The following is a 20,191-nucleotide window of genomic DNA, read 5'->3' on the forward strand; positions in this document are numbered from 1 at the left end:
CTGCTAATACAAGCTATTCTCTACGCAGCTAACGCTGCCCCCGTTTAGCAGCTATTTTAACGCACAAAGATGCAGACCAAATCTCGCAGCGATACAGCTAAAAGACGAAACAAAGAAAACGGTTCCTCCAAAATAAACCCCAAGGCAAGTGTTACCTTAGAACGAACCAAACCTTTAGTCAAAGATGAGCCTAAACTTGAACAAGAATCCGAACACCAATCCCCCAATAGCGATTCTCCCCAGCTTTTATCACCAGAAATTAAGCTAATCTGCACCCAAGACAACTTAGCCAACCATCTCGAACTTGTTAGCAAAGCTGTCCCAGCAAAACCCACCCATCCAGTATTAGGAAATGTCCTCTTAGTCGCTTGCAAAAAAACACAGCGAGTCCAACTCACCGTCTTCGACATGAGATTGGCTATTCAAACCTCTTTTGAGGCCAACGTTCAATCTCCCGGCGACATGACTATTCCAGTCGGACTTCTCAGCGATATTGTCGGGAAATTCTCGCCCGGAGATATCACTTTAGTTAGCCGTGAAGCCTTGAAGCAGGAAGGTGAAGATAGCCAGAATAGCACCACCTTACCAGAGGCTGTTAATAACAGTCCAGTTGCTACCCTAATAGCTGCTTGCGGTCGCTATCAAGTTCGAGGAATTTCGAGTGAAGAATTCCCTGCCATTCCTGAAGTAAAAACAGCACAAACAATTCGCATTCCCCCTGAAACATTGAAAGAAGGGCTGAAAGGGTCACTGTTTGCCACCGCTACCGATGAAACCAAGTACATCCTGACAGGTGTTTACCTCAAAATCTGCCAAGATAGCCTCGAATTTGCTGCCACAGATGGCCACCGTTTGGTTGTCCTCTATACTTCAATTCAAGGTTTTTCTAAAAAGAAACAAGCCGAAATAGCACAGCCTTTAGAACTGACAGTACCAGCTAAATCGCTTACAGAACTGGAGCGAATTTTATCGAGTAGAACATCCCCTGACCCAGTAGAGCTTTCTTACAGCAATGAAAGCGCTCTCGTAGAGTTCCGATGGGGAACGCAGCGCTTAGTGACGCGCTGTTTAGAAGGCAAATACCCCGCTTATCAGGAGTTATTGCAGCAGGATTTCAAATATCAGGTGACGCTGGAAAAAGCACCTTTCATCAAAGCACTAGAGAGAATTGCTGTGCTGGCAGACAAGAAAGAAAAAACTCTTAGCATTCGTATTAATAGCGAAGCACAGCAAGTGTCACTATCGCTGTTCAGAGAATTTGGAAACGGCTTGGAACAGATGGCAGCGCACGTCAATTCAGACGACAATTTTTCAATTTCCTTCAACATTAAATATCTCTTAGAAGGTGCAAAAGCGATTTCTAGCTCTCAAGTTCAAATGCACCTCACTCAGCACGACGGCCCCGCCATTTTAGTTCCTTTTGGCAACCGCGACAAGCCCAACATCCTTATGGATACGAAATACTTGCTAATGCCAATTTTCAAAGAATGAAGGGGAAGGGGAAGGGGAAGGGGAAGGAGAATAAAAAATTCAGTTATTGTTAGCTTTTATTGAAGAAATAATCGTTAGCTTTTATTGAAGAAATAAAAGTAAAAGTTTCTCCTTTCTTTACCTTCCCCCTCCCCTTCCCCTTCCCCCTCTTTTCAGTCTAAATTACACCTAACTATTCAATCATGTACGCAGCATTACCTCAAAAATACCGCCCTCATACCTTGTCTGAACTGGCCGGACAGGAGTACATTCAAAGAACGCTTTCTAATGCGGTCAAAACTAATAAAATTGCTCCAGCTTACTTGTTTGCTGGCGAACGAGGAACGGGCAAAACTTCAACGGCTCGCATTTTAGCTAAATCTCTCAACTGCACGAATACAGACAAACCTACTGTAAAACCATGTGGTAATTGCCAGTCCTGTCGCTCAATTGAAAAAGGCAACAGCTTAGACGTTTCTGAAATTGACGCGGCTTCCCATAACGGTGTTGATGACGCTCGCGGCCTGATTGAGCGATCGCACTTTGCACCAGCTATCAGCCGCTACAGAGTGTTTATTTTAGATGAATGTCACTGCCTAAGTTCCCAGGCTTTCAACGCTCTTCTAAAATGTTTGGAAGAACCGCCGCATCATGTAGTGTTCATTTTGTGTACGACAGAGCAACACAAAGTGCTACCAACAATTAACAGTCGATGCCAAACGTTTCTATTTCGATCGCTGCCAATTTTATCTATTGTCCAGCAGTTAACAACGATCGCCCAGAAAGAGTCAATTGCAATTACCGAAGCAGCTAAAATTGCGATCGCCCGCGCCGCGAATGGTGGAATGAGGGATGCTTTACAGTTACTCGACCAGTTAAGCTTATTAGGAGAGGAAATTACTAGCGATCGCGTATTGGAACTGTCGGGGCGGATACCGGAGTCCGATTTAGTCGCAATTTTACAATCGGCCGGCACTGGCGACGCGCTGAAGCTGCTACAACTGTCCCGCGAACTTATTGACAGCGGGAAGAATCCTAAAATGCTGTTGGGGTCGCTACTCGCCTGCTACCGAGATTTGTTGCTGGTGAAGAGTGTCCCAGACTGTTCGCTGATGCTAGTTAGCGGCATTTCGCACTCGGCGCTGCTGGAAATTGCTGATGCTTGGGACTATAACGCGATCGCGAATGGCCTCGAACAGTTGCGGACTTCTGAATGGCAACTCAGCAAAAGCGCTCACCCTACGCTGTGGTTGGAACTCTGCTTGCTGGGATTGGCGAAGATCCCACAATTAAAATCCTACGCTACAGATAGTGCGATCGCTAACCCTTGTCAATCTGAACGTACTTCCAAATTGCGATCGCCTCGTTCCAAAGAGCAAACCATTTGGGAAAAGGTACTCTTAGCCACTTCTGAGAACAACCGCGCTTTACTGTCTGCTGCTTCCCTGGTAGCACTGACGGAAAAGAAAGCGGTGCTGGCAGTTCCCACCCCATACCTTGACAAGTTTAACCGGAATGCGGCTAAGGTGCAGAAAATATTTCTGGCTGCAACGGGTATCCACTATCAAGTGTCGTTTGAGGAGAAAACTTCATGATTAGCTTGCTAATAGGGGATGACCTCCACGCGATTCACAAAAAGCTTTCTGCCTTTAAAAAGAACCTCGACCCTGCCTGGATTGGCTTCAATTATCACCGCTTTGATGCTTCGGCATTGAATGAAGCGGTTGACTGTGCCCTGACTCCCGCCTTGGGAACGGAAAAAGCAAAGTTAGTAGTGGTAGAAGGGTGTAATTTCAAACAGTTTACTGAAGAGGCGCTGGAGGTTCTCAATTTGCTCCCGCAGGTGCCGGAAAAGACGCACCTGGTTTTTGTAGCGCCTTCCATTGACAAACGCCTGAAGGTAGCAAAATCCCTGCTTTCTCAAGCTAAATTGTTCGAGTTCGACCTTATCCCTCCTTGGCGAACGGATCTCATTGCCCATTCTATCCGAAATCAAGCGTTGGCAATAGGGCTGTCGCTGAACTCAAATCTCATTGATTACTTGGCGGTTGCGATCGGCAGTAATCCGGCTCGCGCCGAATCAGAATTGCACAAGCTGGCTACTTATAGCAACGGCGCACACCTCACTTTAAAGCAAGTGCAAGCGCTGATTCCTTCAACTACTCAAAATAGTCTCCAGCTTGCCGAAGCGATGAAGGAAAATAGCTCTAAAAAAGCAGTTTACTTACTGCAAGAACTTTTGGCAATAGGAACTTTTCCACTGGCGATTTGTGCAACGCTGATTACTCAATTTAGAACTTGGTTATGGGTGAAAGCAGCGATAGTTGGAGGAGTTAAGCAAGATGCTGAAATAGCCCGGATTTGTCAAATTAGCAACCCAAAGCGGGTCTATTTTCTGAGAAAAGAAGTCGCTGGTGCTTCCGTAACATCTCTTGCGGCTGCGATGTCGCTGCTGCTTGATTTAGAGGCTTCCCTGAAGCTTGGGCGCAAAGGGGATTTTATGTTGCCTGTAATTTTGGCGATCGCCCAACTGTTTTCTTCTAAGAAAGTAAAGCTAACAAAGTAGGAGCGATCTCATTTCCCTCGTTTAACGAATGCAAGAAGTTAAACGGGGGAAATTTTTATCCAAAGACATTCAGTAGACCGAAAAGTTTTGCGCTCGCGCCTAAAGGTTAATAAAATGTAGCTGATGATACAGAATTTCCTGACCTACAGAAAGCTAGTTAACCGTCAAAGGCTGATTAGTAAATCTTATCTTTTAAAGGTGTTAACCGATCTTTTGTCAAACCAGAGGCAGGTAGACTGAGTGCCCAAAATCATTAATTCTGAGTTTAAGGTTGTTCGCAGCCGCTCAAGCGAACCGTTGGGCATCAGCTACCGAATGCTGTTACTTGGGAGGAGACAATGGCGACACGGCACGATGAGGAGTTCGGGTTGATGACGGCACAAGGCGGCAGCTGGGTGCTAGAGCATCGAGTCATGTTGGACGGGCAGCTCGTTGCCATTGAGGTTGAGCTAGACGAGGACAAGCTCGAGCCGCAGCAGCGCCAGGCGATCCGCCATGTGCTCGCGTTAGGCACGGATGCGTTGGAGAACGCCGCGCCAGCGGTGGTGCAGAATTACGAGGTGTACCGCGAGGCGATTGACGATGACGAGCAGATGCCGCCGTTGGACAGACCAGTGGATGTGTGGCGGCAGGTGCAGATTGACCACATCTGGGTGCCGCGCCACTACCAGGCACACCACGCCTACTTTCTAATCTATGCCGAGTGCGATTGGGATTGCGAGCATGGGCTGGAGATTCGCTTCCGCGATGGTGTGGCCATTGAAGCCGATCGGGTAGGTGGTAGCGGCGGTGCGCAGGATGATACCCCTGAGCACTTGGAGATGCTACAGCAGCTAATCGCGGCCGCTTCCTCTGAGCGCGCTCCTTGAGACCTAAACGCCACCGAGAGTAGCGATCGCAAAACTTTTCGGTCTACTGACATTGCTATCTAATGCTTTCTAAGTGTTTCGGCAACCCAGCACATACAAGCGACTAGCGTCGCACTGGCGGGTAAGCAATAACTGTCTTACCTGTCTATGCAAGTAATTACAATTACCGATTTAAACTTCCTAATCAATCCCAGCCAATTGGCTGTACCCATTGATACCGAACAACAACACTTTCAGCTAGCAATGAAACAAACCTGCATGAAACTTCCCACCGAACCATTGCTAGATTCTCATCCACAGATTGATAGATGGATAATGGAAATAGGTTTATTATTTCCTGAAGTGTTTGAATGGAAGCCTCCACAATTTTTAGTAGATACCCAATTCATTACCAAACTTTGTACGAAAAATGAAAAAGCTGTGTGCTTGCAAATAAACACCAATGCCGCTTTTCTTAGAAATGGATATGTTAATCTAATTGAATGGGCAATTCGACATCCGGCATTGAATTGGTCTGATAAATTAAAGTTGTGGATAGCAACAGAATATCTTTCATTACCGCCAGAAAAGCTCAAGCTGACAATATTAGCACTGCACCCGACCTATCCTGGGAAAAGACACGAAATCAGTTGGGATAGCCAGCAACACCAAGAAACAAAAGATTGGCTCATATCTGTTCTGACAGAACAGGAAGTACCATTTGCCAATCAAGTAACATCACTAAAAGCGATCGCCACCCCGACTAATTTCGACATAAAGAAAATTGACGAGGTAGAAATTTAGATAGCCTACAAGTGTCATCCTTTAGAGAGATCGCTTGTTAATCTACGGTAAAAGCTTTTTCCTCAAAAGGCTTAAGCCAAACTTACTAACAAATCAGTCATTCGCAAGAGAAAACTACCACATCAGATTAACGCTTGCCAATACCGCCAGTGGCAAAAACCCGCCTGGAACGCCCAGTTTTACTAACAACTGAGTCTAACGGGTTGTAGCTCAATTTCTTGCCTGAACCTGGTGGCACTGGTGATGGGGATGGAACGTTACCCCCGGCATCTGGCAGCGGTAACATCCGTTCTGCTTCCTCAATGCGATCGTACAAAGCAGCAGTTAGTTGGTCAAGACTGGCCTGTTTGATGCGACTCTCCAGCCGTAGCCTAACAAGAGCATCCCAGAGGGCCTCACTCTCACTTTGCCGCTGCAAATCAGCTTTAGGAATAGGAATGGTTAGCGCGTAAGGAATTGACCCCTCGCCGCCGGAACTGTAGCCGGGATTCGTAATTACACACCGTCCCTGGGGAAACCGCAAAATCTCATCCACTGAAAACAATGGCATTTTTTGAAGCGACTCGTTCCAACTAATAGATTGATTGCTTTGAGATTGACCACCCATAGAACGGCTGGTAGACTTACTTTTGAGCAAATTTAAAAACAATTATCTGTCGACCTTCTATTTTCGTCGGGATGTCCGACTTTCCCAAAAATGCTCGCAACAGGTCAGCTTGGATAAAACTGCTAAAGGTTCCCGCCGCCGTCGTTAGAATTCCAGAAATAGTTTTTTCTGCTTCTTTAGCACTCAAAAACTGGTTGAAACTGGTGGCTACCCACTCATCGATTTGACGAGATTGGATAGCATAATCAATTCGTTTCACTAAATTTGGCAACCTCAAAATTGCATAGAGCATCGCCATATCTGGATATTTAGAACCCTTGACTAATTGAAGGAGTGCTTTAGCTAATAAATCTCCAGCTTTTGAGAAAAATTCGTCACTTTTTCCATTACCTGAACTCGCATTCCTATTAATAACTTGACCAATTTCTCCAGCCATGACCGAATCTTGAGGCGATTTCATAAAGTCGAGGGGATTAATAATACCTGAATAGGCTTCTCCCGGTGCAAATACCCACACTTGATAGCCATACCGCGCTGCCATCGGTGCGTGGAGTTTAAGCTGATCGCCTTTTTTATCGTAGAGGATAATCGGAAATCCTTGCACCATTGCACTTTCTAGCGCCCGATCAATAGCTCATAATCCTGACAGCCTTAGCAGTTGCTATATCTCTGCTAACGCAGCCAACCGTATAAAAAGCAAAATTATTGAAAGATATTTTTACCGTGAAAACAAAAAGAGTGGCTGTCAGAGCTTTTGAAGAGACACCCGGATTATCAGTTTTTAAAACGCAACACCATTCAACTAGGAAAAGGTGACATCTCGCTAACTTTGGAACGTACAGAATGGATCTATATGGGAGCAATTGAAGTAAAATATTCAGGAGCATATATCCCTGGATTAAAATGGCATTATCTTAAAGCGAAACTGTCACGCAATGGCAAATTGCTTTCCGATTTAACCTATAACTCTAAAATCGTATCTTACCCTCACTGTCCGCTTGCGCCTGACTGGTTGACAAAATCTAACTTAGAAAGGACAAAAATTCAGGAAGGAGAACAGATGAATCTCCCTTTTCATGAAGCTGTACTGGTTGTAAACCAGCCCCCATTGCTAAAAGGAAGTTTTTATCGAGCCAAGCGGTGGTATAAGCGCAAATCAGAACAATTGCCTGTAACAAACAGTTGCCGCACTCCCAAAACTTTCCAACGCGAACTACCATTTATGAAGCCAAAAGTCCTAGCTCCCGATACTAAATTTGTCCCTCTAGCCTGTACTGATGGCACTCTGGTACAGGTTCCTGAATACCTAATAAAGTTGTTAGAAGAAGCTAATGCTAGCACATCTGAACGAGCAGATGCAGCTTCTTTGTACGCGATCGCGGGTTTGAAAGCAGCTATCAACTTGGTAGAAGGACTGCCATTATTGCGAGCGAGGGGAGTAAACCCCAAAAGCCACACCACATTTTAGTGAGATCGCGGATGCGATCTCACTTTGAACTCCTTCTAAACCTGATCTGCGATCCTTAATCTAATGGAATACAATAAAACTTGGTGTTATAAAAGCGATATATGTATGACTGATGAAATGTCCAAACCAAACTTCGATGAAAATGATGCCCTGTTATCTGACTTGCTCAAAGAAGTTCAGAAATGGGAGGGAACTTTAGCTGGCGGGACAAAACTAGGGATAAATGCAGACAAAGTTGATAGCTTATTTCAAACTAAAGTCAACTTTGGCAATCCTAGAGATCGACTAATTCGGCTGACCGAGAATATCTTTACAGATAGCGGTACTGAACTAGATAGCATTTATAAACAACAGATGCAACAACAGTTTGACTTCTATTATATGACCCTAACAGTAGCTCTAATTCCTGAACGTGGCGCTCGATTCTGGCGGTTAACCTGTGAATTAAATTTTAGTCCCAAAGGTAGCAGCGAGCCAATTATTACCAGCTTGTTTCCTGCTCAAAAGTGGCGCTCAGTAATGAACTTTGGAGTGGGCATGGATGTGGGATTAAATGGTAACTTAAACTGGGATGTAGGCGTGGATTCCTCCAAGTTAGCAGAACTATTGGACTTGATACCAGAAGATATCAAGGCCAATGTCACCAGCAAGAGTAACTTTAAGGCATTTTCAGCTATGCCTGCCTATCAATATAATCTCGGTCATTCCGAAATTCTGACAAACGGTGAAGGAAATTCTACTTGCTACTGGCGAATTCAGGATCAAGAACTACAGAAAATTGGCACAGCGAAATTCGGAATTGTTTTTAAAGTACCCAAAGGAACTGAATCAATTAGTTTGCAGGGTACAGTATGGGCTGAACCCGATCTTAATTGGCTGACGGCTGATATTCGAGATGTTTTTGCCAATTTGTCCGAAAATTTGAAACAACTACTGAAGCAGAAAAATGAAGCAGCTAGCCATTTTTCTCGTGGCGATGCTGAAAAATGGGAGCTAAACCTGCCGAAAGGGTGATACTAAGAAATTTTAGTGTTAAAGTAGGCTCAAAGGCAGAGGCGGAAATTTATGGCGAAAACATACTACACCTATCGCCTTCGTGTTGCCAACCGCGATCGCGTCCAGGTGGAAAAGTGGGATGCTCAACATCAAGACAAAGGACAACCTAGCGGCGCACTTCGATATCAAGAGAAGCTACCAGAGATTGCACCACTGCTGCAAGCTGCCAAGAATAATGAGTTGAACGATTCTAGTTTAGTGCGATCGCTCGGAGAAGCCTTATTTGATGTCTTGTTTGATGACGTGCTGCGCCAAGATTTCGTCAACTTTTACTATCAGGTAGTGCAACAGGAAAAACAACTACTACGAGTTGAACTGGATATCGACGAACAGGGAATGCCTGAAATAGCTGCCCTGCCTTGGGAATTTATGTGCGTGCCTGCAAGAGCTAATCTAGGTACAATTTGGATGGGAACAGTACCGGATCTGGTTTTCTCTCGCAGGCGATCGCAGTGGATTGCCGCACAACCAATTCAACTAGAATCTGATGAAAAGCTGAGAATTGCTTTAATTATCTCTGCTCCTTCTAATTTACCGCCCGTTGCCTACGAACCAGTCCAAGCAGCATTAGAAAAACTAGCAGTTGAGCAAGCAAAACGGGTGGAATTATTGCCAATTATCAGTTCCGCTAACCCTGAAACTATTGATACTATTCTGTCAAAAGACCCTCATATTTTTCAGTTCATTGGTCATGGACGGATGAAGAATGAGGGTAAACAAGAAGTCGGTGAGATAGCTTTAGTCGATCCTGACTTTAATGAGGCAATGTGGGTGGATGCAGATTACTTCAGCGAATTGTTTAATCAACACCGCCCAGGCGTAGTCATGTTACAAGCTTGTGAAGGCGGAATGCTGTCTTCATCACAAGCATTTGTGGGAGTTGCATCTAAGGTTGTGCAACAGAATGTACCTGTAGTTGTAGCCATGCAATATGAAGTGACGAACAGCACTGCTAGTCGCTTTGCACTGCGCTTCTATCAACAGTTGGCAGCAGAAGATCCGGTTGATATTGCGGTTCAATATGCAAGACGTGCGATCGCTCTTGGGCCAACCCAATATCGTAAACGCGATTTCGCAACCCCTGTCATCTTCATGCGCGTGCGGGATGGTTATCTGTTTAAGCGCCAGAGTGCGTCCAGTCAGTCTAACCAACAGCCGGATTCTTCACTGACGGGAATTCCTGAGAACTTACCTCGCAGTGGAGTGGTGCAGTTTGTCGGTCGGGAGCGAGAGCTGGAAACTCTGCACCAGCAACTTCAAGAGAATGAACGGGTAGCGGTATCTGCGATCGCAGGCATGGGAGGCATTGGTAAAACGGAACTGGCACTGCAATATGCGCTAATTTGCAAGCAAACCTATCAAGGTGGCATCTGCTGGTTACGGGCGAAAGGATTAAATGTAGGCACTCAAATTGTCCAGTTTGGGCGATCGCGCCTCCAACTTCAGCCCCCTGAAGACCTAGACTTAACGGGTCAGGTAGGATTCTGCTGGACGCATTGGGCTGCGGGTAAGGTGCTGGTGATATTGGATGATGTTACAGACTACGAAGTCATCAAACCTTACTTGCCCCCTGCTGAATCTCGGTTCAAAGTACTAATGACCACCCGCCTACGGTTGGGTAAATCCGTCAAACAGTTGGAAATTGACGTGCTAGATGAGTCAGCAGCATTAGCACTACTAGAATCGTTAGTAGGAGCAGAGCGCATTCAGCAACAACGGGATAATGCCCAAAAACTTTGTGCTTGGTTGGGATACTTACCCTTGGGATTGGAGCTAGTGGGGCGCTATTTTGACCGTAAACCTGACCTTTCTCTGGCTGAAATGCAGCAACGGTTGGAGAAAAAGAGATTGGATGAGCGATCGCTCTCTAAACCTGACGCAGACATGACTGCATCTTTGGGAGTTGCCGCTGCCTTTGAACTAAGTTGGGATATACTAGATGAGCCAACAAAACAGTTAGGTTGTTTACTGAGCTTGTTTGCCCTAACTCCCATCCCTTGGTCGTTAGTAGAGCAGTGTCTGTCAGAGCTAGATTTGGACGACCTGGAAGAGCTGCGGGATGATAACCTGCTCAACCTGAACCTGCTACAGCGCAAGGGAGCAGGCATTTATCAATTGCATCAGCTGATTCGGGAATTCTTCCAAGCAAAACAAGTCAGCATAACCAACTCTGACGAACTCAAATGGCAGTTCTGTAAAGCAATGGTAGCTGTTGCTCAGAAAATTCCAGAAACTCCAACTCGCGACCTGCTTCTAGAACTGGCACTTACTATTCCTCATATGGCGGAAGCTGCCACAACCTTAAATTGCTACTTAACTGATACAGATTTACTCAAACCTTTTGAGGGTCTAGGTCGATTTTACGAAGGACAGACTTTTTACCAACAAGCCTCTGACTGGTACGACAGATGTCTTAGCCTGAGCAAGCAACGCTTCGGTAGCGAACATCTTAATGTTGCAACTAGCATCAACCATTTAGCATATATTTACAGGCTACAAGGTCGTTATTCAGAAGCCGAACTGCTGTGTAAACAAGTGTTGGAAATGAGACAACGTTTGCTAGGTGCAGAAGTTCCTGAAGTAGCTGACAGTCTCAATCAACTAGCAATTCTTTATAATCTTCAAGGAAAATACGATGATGCAGAGGCTTTATACAACCAAGCATTGGAGATGAAGCAACGCTTTTTAGGCTCTGAACATCCGGATGTAGCAGACTGTTTTAATAACCTAGCATACCTTTATCTCTCTCAGAGACGCTACGCCGAAGCTGAACCTCTGTTTGAACAAGCAATTATCATTTATAAACGAACAAAAAAGGAAATTTATCTCGCTACGAGTTTGAATAACTTGGCACGGCTTTACGATGACCAAGGACGCTACGCCGAAGCTGAACTTTTGTGCGTACAAGCACTGGAACTTTTTAAACACCTATTAGGAGAAGAACACCCCGATGTAGCAAACTGCCTTAACAACCTAGCATTTATCTATGCCCAGCAGGGTGATCTAGTAAAGGCAGAAATAACGTACATTCAAGCATTAAATATGCGTCAAAAGTTCCTGGGAAATGAGCATCCTGATGTGTCAGTTAGTATGAACGATTTAGCTAAATTCTACACTTCTTTGAAAAAATATGCCCAAGCTGAACCGCTCTATTTGCAAGCCTTAGCAAGCCTTGAAAAAAAACTCGGTAAAGAGCATCCACTTACAGTAAGAGTTAATCAGAATTTATCTGAATTGAGGATGCAGCTAAGATAATTTGACAATAATAAGGTAATATTTTATGCGTTCACGAACTGTTCTTTTGGTTTTGTTATTCATAGCTGGCTTGACTGGATTGCTGTTTTATGATTTTCACAATCAGCAAATTCCTCATCAAAAAAAATCCGAGCAAACTCCTAGCCCACATCCTAGTAAAATTCCTGTGCTAATTCCTACTCAAATCTCAGAGGGTTGTATCGAAAATACTGAACAAAAGAAAACTTCTAGTCCAATTACCAGTCAAAAATATACTCTTAAAGAAGCAGAAAATTATTTGCTAAAGGGAATACAATATACTAAAAAGTATCAATATGATGATGCTTTAAAAAGCTTTGATATAGCACTGAAAGTTTACCAAACAGAGAAAAATTTTGAGAAACAAGCAATTACTCTCGGTAATATAGGGAGCGTTTACTATGAAACAGCAAATTACAAACAAGCGATTAATTGTCATAATAAACGTCGCATAATTGCTGCTTCTAAAAAAATCAACAAAAAAGAAGAGACCGATGCTTTAAGTAGCTTGGGAAATGCTTACTATGCAATGGGGAACTATTCAAAAGCTCGTATTTACTACAAAAGAAGCTTAAAAATTTCTCTGGGTATCATTGATAAGCACTCGGAGGCGATAGCTTTAGGGGGACTGGGAAGTGTTTACCATAGCGTAGGTAACTATGGACAAGCAATTAAACATCATGAGAAACGTTTGAATATTATTAAAGAAGTTCTAAAGAACCAGCGACAATTAACTGAAGAAGATCGAAAAGAGTTTCTTAAATTAAAAGGAGCTGCTTTAGGTAGTTTGGGTAATGCTCACCACATGCAAAAAAAATACGAAAGAGCCATGGTGTACTATGAAGAGCATTTTAAAACTGCTGTAGATGGTCAAGATAAACGAGAAGAGGCGATCGCTCTAGGGGAATTAGGAAGTGCTTACCACGGTTATTGGAAGCGTAGTAATTTTAAAAATAATGGTGATTTGGAAAAAGCAATAAAACTTTATGAAGACCGTTTGAGAATTGCTAAAGGAATCGCTGACAGCCGTTTAATAGCATCGAGCCATGGCGGTTTAGGCTATATTTACTATTCCATAGCTAGTCGTAACTCTTCCCTAGAATTTTATGATAAAACTATTACGTCTACTGGTGAACATTTAAATACTTCAAAATCTATTCAAGATAAACCTGGTGAAGGAAATGCTCTAAATTTATTAGGAGTGTCTTATTTTCAGATTAGCAATCTTCTTAAAAAAGAACAAAAATTTGCTGAAGCTCAAGAAAATCTGGATAAAGCCATACAAAATTTGAAAACTGCGATAAGTGTAAGGGAATCACTCCGAGAGGGGTTAACTGAAACAGAGAAAGTTTTCATATTTGATACTCAACAGACTGCCTACCTCAATCTCCAACAAGTTTACATTAGTAAAGGTGAAAGTAAGGGTAAAAGTGAAGGTGAAGGTGAGTATGAGCTAGCGTTAGAAGTTGCAGAAAGAGGAAGGGCAAGAGCTTTCGTAGATGTTTTGGCAAAGCAGTTAAAGATTAATAGAGAAGTATCTACTACTTTGAACTTTAAAGACATTAAAAGAATTGCTCAAGAGCAGCAAGCTACCTTAGTAGTTTACTCATATATAGCAAAAGAAAATAACATAAGTGGTCACGACAGTCAAATTTATATTTGGATAGTTAGACCTAACCAAGAAAAAGTAAGCTTTGAAAAAGTGCCTCTGAATAGTTGGGAAAAAACACTTAATACAGTTAGGAAAAATTTACCAATAGGTGATAGACCAGTTGGTATTATAGGAAATTCACTTATACGTTATATAGTTCGTGGCACTAAAAAAGATATAAATGAAATAGACTCAAACAAACAAATTTCTCAAGAAGATATAGAAAAAATTTTATCCGAATATTATAAAGTTTTAATTGAACCGAAGAAAGGTCATAAGCTTTTATCAAAAGAAGATAAGAAAGTTATCTTTATTCCTCAAGGAACTTTATTTGAAATTCCTTTTGCTGCCCTCTATGATACGACGGAAAAACAATACCTAATTGAAAAATACAGCATTTTAACTGCCCCTTCAATTCAGGCATTGGATATGCTACGCGAACGGCAACAACAGCGTGAATTTAGTACCAAGTTTTTACGAGACGAAGATTGGTTAATTTTGGGTATAGAAGATGCAAAACCAAACAAATTCTGTTCGCAAGATGTAACGTTAAATAAACTACCAGGAGCAGAGCAAGAAGCAAAAGATATTGCTTCTGTGTTATTCCAAGGAAAAGCAATGGAGGATAAAACAGAAACTGCGGTTAGACAGAAGATGCTTCAGGCTCGCATAATTCATCTGGCAACACACGGCTTACTAGATAATTGTGAGGAAGAGGCAGAAGTTCCAGGAGCGATCGCTTTGAATGCTTCTGGAAACGATGATGGTTGGCTCACTGCCAGTGAAATTTCACAAATGAAGCTACAAGCTGAGTTAATTGTTCTAAGCGCTTGCGATACTGCGCTAGGACGACTGACTGCGGATGGAGTAATTGGTCTATCTCGGTCTGCAATCAGTGCTGGAGCTTCCAGCGCGATTGTTTCCTTATGGAATGTAGATGACTACTCAACAGCCTTCTTAATGACCGAGTTTTATAGACAATTGAAGGAGCAATCAAAATCTGGAAAATTGGACAAAGCAGAAGCCTTACGTCAGGCAATGTTGAACACAAAGAACTATGTAGACAAAGATACAAAAAAGAAGATTTACTCTGAGCCTTATCAGTGGTCTGCTTTTACCCTAGTTGGTGAGGCTACAACACAGTTAGAGAAGCGTCAGCAATGACTTCTTACTCCCCTGTCAGATGTCATATCATGTTCGGTAAATAACTTACGATTAAGATCCAATTTTAGTCCACCAATAAAAACCAGTTAACCCTTGAATCAAATCTGGCTGTTGAAGCAGAGATTGGCATCGGCGAAATAAAACCTCTTCAAAAATACAAATATTGCCAGGTTCCCCCTCCAGGAGTTAAGGCTACCGCCTTTCTGAGTTGCTCTTTTCAGCAACTTTTATAATGGTTAAAACTAATACCAAAGCTAAAACAAAAACCCCAGTCAAACCAGAAATCACAGAAGACACAACTCAATTTGACTCAGAAGACTTTGATTTTGAAATTGACCCCGAGCTCCTAGAACCTGGTCATAATCAAGTAAGACGACCTATTTTGCCCTATGGCATTGTTGTTAACGAACAAGTGGCAGGAATATTAATTCCAGAGGATCAGCTAGAAAAAGCCAATTGGTTTGTCATGCCAACAGAAGAAGAAATGACTACAATTGGACTAACAGAAGATGTTACAGGTCTGCTACTTTCTAAATGCCACTTATGCGTCCTGGGATTCGTCCCTGAATACATTCGTTACAAGAATGACGTTGCTAATTTAGGCGGGGCGATTGTCGGGCTGTATGAAGAGTATAAAGCTCAACTCGATAAAAAGATAATGGATGTTGTCAGCGAACACGCCGTTGTCTTTTTAGATAAAAACAATCGTCCCAGACACAGCACGCCTATTGTCGTCAGATTTAAGAATGTCGCACTTTGGAGCTTTAAAGCAGCTAGAGACGAATTTTACCGTTTGTTGGAAAAAGCATTCGCCGATTATTTCCAAATTCCTTTCAGCGGAAAAAGCGATAAATGGCGAAGCCTGGGTATCTTAGAAGTTCACTTCAAAGGAGTTAAAGAAGGCGAAGGCTCTAATAAGAGCTACTGCTGCAAAACTATTAACTATACCAAGCCGACTGCTGATAATTTTCCCTTACTCTATCTGGGACGGCCGCAGCATAAAAATGTGATTTGGGGATTGCACGATACCATTGCTGGATTCACTGAAACTCCTGCATTACCGGGTACAGCAGAACCACAAATTCAAGTGCTACCACCCATTGTTAAGAAAATAGAAAATGGGAAAAAGCAGACTGGGAATCATAAAACTCTTCGGAAAATTGCTACTGAAGTAATAGAGGAAGAGGATGATTTGGACGACTTAGATGAAGAAGATGAGTTGGAGGATGAATTGGATTCGGAAGAAGATGATTAACCGTCTCGGCTAGTTTATTTTCAAGAAGTGCCTCATATCCAGTTAAGGAGCGAGGCATTTTTTTATTGTGCAGAATAGGCGATATCTAACGGACAGTCAAGCTCAAATACTTTAACATCGCCTATTTTTTTTGATTTGGAATCTCACTCAAAGAACTGTTAGCTAACTGGTACTGGTGGCCGTTGAAGCAAAAAAATAACTGCCGCATACCATTCTTTGACTGCTGCTGTACTTGCAAACAAGGCAAATCCGAGGCTTTTGATGGGTCATTTACTACTTGAATTAGCGGTCTTTTCGGTGGCAAATTTGGATTTAAGTAACTAGCAAATACACGATGAGGAGGAGCATTGTTCTTGAATAAATACGCCGCGTATAAGCAACCTTCTGCACCGCAAACTCCAGGGCTGTTAAAATTAAAAATAACTAACCTGCCTGCTTGTCCATTTACAGCCCAGGCTAACACATTTGATGCTGAATCCTGGCGGTTAAGCTCAGAATTTTCAGCAACTATGGCTTGAACAGTTTCAACAGGGATGAATCTAGCAGCAGGTGCCCAAGAAATCGTTGTAGCACTGGCGGTACAACCAGCAGTTCCTAACAGCACTGATAACAGTAAGAACAAGATGACTCCAAAGCGGAACCACCGCCCAATAAATAAAAATGATGAGGCTCTAGGCGGGGAACTATTTAGGGAATTACAAGCGGGGTTTGGTAGTTGATTATGAGCAGGTGGAGAGAATAGTAATAAATTTCTCTTTGCAGCTATAATGTGTGGTTTATCTATTTGTTCTGCACCTAAAGTTAGCTGTTGGTTTTTGCTAAACATTGCTTTAACCTCCGTGAATTATTTCTATGTAGATGTCATACCCAATCCGGTTATGAAAGACACCATGCAGATTTACTAAATCCGCTTTTAGCAAAAGTTTGATTGTTGCTTGTAGGACTATTACCTTCATTTGATTTAGTATTGGCATCACTTCTTTGGACTGGTTTTACTAAGTGAAGGAACAGTAATACCAATCTGATTAAATGCCCAAAGTTCCTCTTCCGAAAATTGCCAAGCCGGATCTCCAAAATTGGGCTGCAAAGTAGAGCGAAACTTATCAATACTCCCTGCCTTGTTGATAGAGTAACGCAATTCTCCCAGAGCGATTTGCTTGGCTACTGATAGCTTGACCGTACGGCTGTAAGGATAAAAATCGTTGGTTGGGTTGGAATAAAGTAATTTACACTGATTCTCTTGGAGAGAAACTAATACAGAAAATGGCACGGCATCTCCCTGCAAATACGCATCGAACAAGCGATATTGAGTGTTGCCATCTGTTACTTCAGTTACAAACTCTGTCCTGAGAGTGCCTAGACCAACTGGAAGGCAAGCTGAAGAGAAATCAGCGTTACGAGGCTGCTGGCTAAAAGCAGGAGAATAGCTGAATAAGCTGCTTAACAAATAAACCAAAAAAGCTGTTAATAAGCCCCAGGTAAACTTCAACAGAATTGTCCGTTTTTTCAAGTAAATCATAGTGCTGAACATCTCCGTTTAATTCAAATTCCTTCTTGATATGGGTTAACAGCCGTTCCATTAATGCGGGTTTCAAAGTGCAAGCGAGGGTCTGCCGTTGTCCCAGTGCTGCCTAGTTCGCCTATGACTTGGCCTTGAGAAATGCGATCGCCAACTTTGAGTTTCACTGAACCCTCGCGCAAGTAAGCGTACCGAGTTGTACGACCGTTGCCGCGATCGATTTCAATCCAGTTACCGTAGCCACCGCCGCAGTTTTGTACCCCTTCTTTGCAGTTAGAAACCACTGTCTTGACAACCCCACCATCAACTGCTTTTATTGGACTTCCCATTGAGCCCGCAATGGCAATACCGCTGTAGGTTTTCCGCACGCCGGAAACGGGACGAGTTCGCATCCCAAAGCGCCTGGTTACTAGCCCATTTGCAGGCTTGATACCTGTTGATTGACCGCCGGGGGTAACACTCGCAGAATTAGAAGATTGCGCCACACTAGAAGTAGGAACGCAAGCAGCAGTATTCGACCCCGCGACTGTTGTACTTCCCCCTCGATAACGCTTCAAAACATCCTGTCCGTAACTTAAGAGAGTTAAACGACTAAATGTATCCGTTGCTCCGCCATCAACTTTGGAATAATCGCCTCCAAAATGTTTTTGAGCTACTCGCTCAATCAGGCGATCGCCACTAAAAAAACTCCCGGTAGTAGGGTCTTTTTCTTGAGAGGTAGCATTCAGCTTAGAAGCGATAGTTTGAGCAAAAACAGCTTCTTGATCGGCAGGTGGAAAAAATTGAAAAAGTTCTGCTTGAGTGGGTTGATAACCCCCTTGCAACTTGGCTAAAAATTGCTCGCCTTCTGGTTTAGATGAAATTGAACTAGCAGCGTACTCGTTGTAGCTCATAAACTGGTACTTGCCCAACGGAACCCCGCAATTCTTGCCACCATCAGCGCAAACATGAACGCCGACAGTTTCATAAGAACTGCTGCTTTCGATATTGGCGATCGCCTCCGACAAAGCGGCAACATTTACTCCTTGAACATTGCCAATTGACACTGGTGCAGTGGCACTAGGAGGGCAAGGAACGTTAATATTAGCTGCTGTACCTACACCTTTTGTAACAGGAGAAGATACTGAGCCACGAACCGCCCCAGTTGCTACAGAGGAAGAGCTGCTAGAGGATGGTTCCAAGGCTCCAACAAAAATGGGAGAATTAACCCGATAGGTGAAAAAGGGTAGTGGCCCAATAAAATAAGGAGAGCAACCGCAAGGGGAACAAAATCGGAAGAATAGAGCCGTATCAACGGTATCGGTTTGCTCGTCAGGTTCCATGACCACTACCTTAAAAGCACTGCCAAAAGGCAATCTTCCTGTCGGTTCTTTGCCACCATTGACACCTTTAAGACAGCCCGAGCCGCCCTCGACTTCCTGGTACTTACCGCTAATCCATTGCTTGCCTTCCAGAACACCGCGAGCGTTCCGACCTGAATTTTCCAGATCGTCTAGTTCGATGTAAGCACAATCATTTTCTTGGCAGTTAACTGAGAATCCCTGAACGTCGGAGCCTGATATCGTCTTAGTTCGCCGCCGTTCGGCTGGACCATAAATTGCATCAATTCTCATTACTAAATTGCCAATTTCTGCAATTGGATTGGGAAAACTCGATAGAGGTAAAACATTCAGCCCTGGTACGTCTTTAATTAAGGTTGTTTGCCAATCTGAAAATGCGCCAAGTTGAGCACTGCTTAAGTTGGGAATTGAAGATAGTGAATACTGAGACAGGTCAATTTCTGCCAGTTTCAAATTACCTAATTGTGGATGGGAACTGAGAACCCGATCTAAAGTGCGATCGCCTACATCAATGCCAGCAGCTTTTGTTGTTAGCAGTCCCGCCACTGGTGCAATTTCTGCGACTTTAAATTGACCGAGAAGAGGGATAGCCTGAATTAACTGATTTAACGACTGCTTGGCAACTAAAGTAAATGCGCTTAAAGCTATGCTATCTAAATTCAAACCAGCTTGTTCCGTGACAAAACCAAAGGATAGTAGTTCTGGTTGTAGAGCTTGGCTAATATCGCCCAACATAATGTACTGATCTGGAGTTTGTCCTGCTGTCCAACTTCGACTCAAATCATAACCAATAGCCTGCTTGTACTCTCCTGCTTCAAGGCTTCCCGATTGACTGATGGGTGGCATTTGAGAAAAAGAAATTTGTGTCCAATCTGGCAAGAGGGCGTTAACTGAAGTAGAATTTCCTTGCCTGTCTATCCCTGGTATTTCTAAAAGTCTGGTTGGCATTTCAGTTGTATCAGCCGGGATTTGTGCCAGAGCAAATATTGGTTGATAAAGGTAATGGGAAACTATTAAGAGTAGAGAGAATAAACAGATTGACAATTGTCTCACTTTTGTTGATGATATTCTTCTCATATTTATGCAAAAACTCCATTTATCAATACTCCGGACAGTTTTGGAGTAGAGACGCGATCGCCCGTCCACAAAAAAGTAAGTAAAATTTGAATC

At 43.2% G+C, this 20,191-nt stretch carries 16 protein-coding genes; 10 read left to right on the plus strand and 6 right to left on the minus strand.

The window, feature by feature from the left end:
• Positions 1 to 69 precede the first annotated feature (69 nt).
• The 5 genes from dnaN to OSCIL6407_RS0130035 all read left to right on the plus strand — a co-directional run bounded on the left by dnaN (position 70) and on the right by OSCIL6407_RS0130035 (position 5,688).
• On the plus strand, positions 70 to 1,491 hold the full coding sequence (dnaN, locus tag OSCIL6407_RS0130015; RefSeq protein WP_019488131.1) for a DNA polymerase III subunit beta: 1,422 nt from the start codon (positions 70 to 72) through the stop codon (positions 1,489 to 1,491).
• Between the two features lie 182 nt (positions 1,492 to 1,673).
• Positions 1,674 to 3,065, plus strand: coding sequence for a DNA polymerase III subunit gamma/tau (gene dnaX / locus OSCIL6407_RS0130020; RefSeq protein ID WP_007354273.1), 1,392 nt, complete (start codon positions 1,674 to 1,676; stop codon positions 3,063 to 3,065).
• On the plus strand, positions 3,062 to 4,036 hold the full coding sequence (holA, locus tag OSCIL6407_RS0130025) for a DNA polymerase III subunit delta (protein WP_007354274.1): 975 nt from the start codon (positions 3,062 to 3,064) through the stop codon (positions 4,034 to 4,036). Before dnaX ends, holA begins: the two co-directional genes overlap by 4 nt.
• 338 nt (positions 4,037 to 4,374) lie before the next feature.
• Positions 4,375 to 4,905: a DUF6985 domain-containing protein gene (locus tag OSCIL6407_RS0130030; protein WP_019488132.1), complete on the plus strand. Its 531-nt coding sequence runs from the start codon at positions 4,375 to 4,377 to the stop codon at positions 4,903 to 4,905.
• 147 nt (positions 4,906 to 5,052) lie between these two features.
• On the plus strand, positions 5,053 to 5,688 hold the full coding sequence (locus tag OSCIL6407_RS0130035; protein WP_019488133.1) for a hypothetical protein: 636 nt from the start codon (positions 5,053 to 5,055) through the stop codon (positions 5,686 to 5,688).
• Between the two features lie 127 nt (positions 5,689 to 5,815).
• Here OSCIL6407_RS0130035 and OSCIL6407_RS37580 read toward each other — a convergent pair whose 3' ends face one another.
• Entirely contained in the window at positions 5,816 to 6,295 is a 480-nt protein-coding gene (locus OSCIL6407_RS37580) for a hypothetical protein (protein WP_026103903.1), read from the minus strand.
• Positions 6,296 to 6,311: 16 nt separating this feature from the next.
• Positions 6,312 to 6,902 carry a type IV secretory system conjugative DNA transfer family protein gene (locus tag OSCIL6407_RS37585; RefSeq protein ID WP_026103904.1) on the minus strand — a complete coding sequence of 197 codons (591 nt, stop codon included), beginning with the start codon at positions 6,900 to 6,902 and terminating at the stop codon, positions 6,312 to 6,314.
• 147 nt (positions 6,903 to 7,049) lie between these two features.
• On the opposite strand from OSCIL6407_RS37585, the gene OSCIL6407_RS0130050 reads away from it, so the two are divergent.
• The 5 genes from OSCIL6407_RS0130050 (at position 7,050) to OSCIL6407_RS0130070 (ending at position 16,162) form a co-directional block, all read left to right on the plus strand.
• Positions 7,050 to 7,763, plus strand: coding sequence for a hypothetical protein (locus tag OSCIL6407_RS0130050; RefSeq protein WP_148288985.1), 714 nt, complete (start codon positions 7,050 to 7,052; stop codon positions 7,761 to 7,763).
• A 105-nt stretch (positions 7,764 to 7,868) separates the two neighbouring features.
• On the plus strand, positions 7,869 to 8,777 hold the full coding sequence (locus tag OSCIL6407_RS0130055; protein WP_007354279.1) for a hypothetical protein: 909 nt from the start codon (positions 7,869 to 7,871) through the stop codon (positions 8,775 to 8,777).
• Positions 8,778 to 8,828: 51 nt separating this feature from the next.
• Positions 8,829 to 12,074 (plus strand): tetratricopeptide repeat protein, encoded by a 3,246-nt coding sequence (locus OSCIL6407_RS0130060; protein WP_007354280.1) that lies wholly within the window; start codon positions 8,829 to 8,831, stop codon positions 12,072 to 12,074.
• Between the two features lie 25 nt (positions 12,075 to 12,099).
• On the plus strand, positions 12,100 to 14,907 hold the full coding sequence (locus OSCIL6407_RS0130065) for a CHAT domain-containing tetratricopeptide repeat protein (protein ID WP_007354281.1): 2,808 nt from the start codon (positions 12,100 to 12,102) through the stop codon (positions 14,905 to 14,907).
• 232 nt (positions 14,908 to 15,139) lie between these two features.
• The gene (locus OSCIL6407_RS0130070; protein ID WP_007354282.1) at positions 15,140 to 16,162 is read left to right on the plus strand and encodes a DUF5895 domain-containing protein; all 1,023 of its coding nucleotides are present in this window, start codon (positions 15,140 to 15,142) and stop codon (positions 16,160 to 16,162) included.
• Positions 16,163 to 16,283: 121 nt separating this feature from the next.
• On the opposite strand, the gene OSCIL6407_RS0130075 is transcribed toward OSCIL6407_RS0130070, so the two are convergent.
• The 4 genes from OSCIL6407_RS0130075 to OSCIL6407_RS0130090 are packed head-to-tail and all read right to left on the minus strand — an operon-like array spanning position 16,284 to position 19,969.
• Positions 16,284 to 16,988 (minus strand): hypothetical protein, encoded by a 705-nt coding sequence (locus OSCIL6407_RS0130075; RefSeq protein ID WP_007354283.1) that lies wholly within the window; start codon positions 16,986 to 16,988, stop codon positions 16,284 to 16,286.
• Between the two features lie 4 nt (positions 16,989 to 16,992).
• Complete coding sequence (locus tag OSCIL6407_RS35810) at positions 16,993 to 17,136, minus strand: hypothetical protein (RefSeq protein ID WP_019488135.1); 144 nt, start codon at positions 17,134 to 17,136, stop codon at positions 16,993 to 16,995.
• The gene (locus tag OSCIL6407_RS0130085) at positions 17,136 to 17,681 is read right to left on the minus strand and encodes a hypothetical protein (RefSeq protein ID WP_007354285.1); all 546 of its coding nucleotides are present in this window, start codon (positions 17,679 to 17,681) and stop codon (positions 17,136 to 17,138) included. The genes OSCIL6407_RS35810 and OSCIL6407_RS0130085 overlap by 1 nt, the downstream gene beginning before the upstream one ends.
• A gap of 23 nt (positions 17,682 to 17,704) precedes the next feature.
• Complete coding sequence (locus OSCIL6407_RS0130090; RefSeq protein WP_007354287.1) at positions 17,705 to 19,969, minus strand: M23 family metallopeptidase; 2,265 nt, start codon at positions 19,967 to 19,969, stop codon at positions 17,705 to 17,707.
• Between the last annotated feature and the right edge of the window lie 222 nt (positions 19,970 to 20,191).

This window comes from Kamptonema formosum PCC 6407 (genome assembly GCF_000332155.1).
Classification (GTDB): Bacteria; Cyanobacteriota; Cyanobacteriia; order Cyanobacteriales; family Microcoleaceae; genus Kamptonema; species Kamptonema formosum.

Coding starts and splice junctions, on each gene's coding strand:
- dnaX (WP_007354273.1), top strand. CDS start 1,674: ATGTACGCAGCATTACCTCAAAAATACCGCCCTCATACCTTGTCTGAA.
- OSCIL6407_RS0130085 (WP_007354285.1), bottom strand. CDS start 17,681: ATGATTTACTTGAAAAAACGGACAATTCTGTTGAAGTTTACCTGGGGC.
- OSCIL6407_RS37580 (WP_026103903.1), bottom strand. CDS start 6,295: ATGGGTGGTCAATCTCAAAGCAATCAATCTATTAGTTGGAACGAGTCG.
- OSCIL6407_RS0130070 (WP_007354282.1), top strand. CDS start 15,140: ATGGTTAAAACTAATACCAAAGCTAAAACAAAAACCCCAGTCAAACCA.
- holA (WP_007354274.1), top strand. CDS start 3,062: ATGATTAGCTTGCTAATAGGGGATGACCTCCACGCGATTCACAAAAAG.
- OSCIL6407_RS37585 (WP_026103904.1), bottom strand. CDS start 6,902: ATGGTGCAAGGATTTCCGATTATCCTCTACGATAAAAAAGGCGATCAG.
- OSCIL6407_RS0130090 (WP_007354287.1), bottom strand. CDS start 19,969: ATGCCAACCAGACTTTTAGAAATACCAGGGATAGACAGGCAAGGAAAT.
- OSCIL6407_RS0130035 (WP_019488133.1), top strand. CDS start 5,053: ATGCAAGTAATTACAATTACCGATTTAAACTTCCTAATCAATCCCAGC.
- dnaN (WP_019488131.1), top strand. CDS start 70: ATGCAGACCAAATCTCGCAGCGATACAGCTAAAAGACGAAACAAAGAA.
- OSCIL6407_RS0130060 (WP_007354280.1), top strand. CDS start 8,829: ATGGCGAAAACATACTACACCTATCGCCTTCGTGTTGCCAACCGCGAT.
- OSCIL6407_RS0130055 (WP_007354279.1), top strand. CDS start 7,869: ATGACTGATGAAATGTCCAAACCAAACTTCGATGAAAATGATGCCCTG.
- OSCIL6407_RS0130075 (WP_007354283.1), bottom strand. CDS start 16,988: ATGTTTAGCAAAAACCAACAGCTAACTTTAGGTGCAGAACAAATAGAT.
- OSCIL6407_RS0130065 (WP_007354281.1), top strand. CDS start 12,100: ATGCGTTCACGAACTGTTCTTTTGGTTTTGTTATTCATAGCTGGCTTG.
- OSCIL6407_RS0130030 (WP_019488132.1), top strand. CDS start 4,375: ATGGCGACACGGCACGATGAGGAGTTCGGGTTGATGACGGCACAAGGC.
- OSCIL6407_RS35810 (WP_019488135.1), bottom strand. CDS start 17,136: ATGCCAATACTAAATCAAATGAAGGTAATAGTCCTACAAGCAACAATC.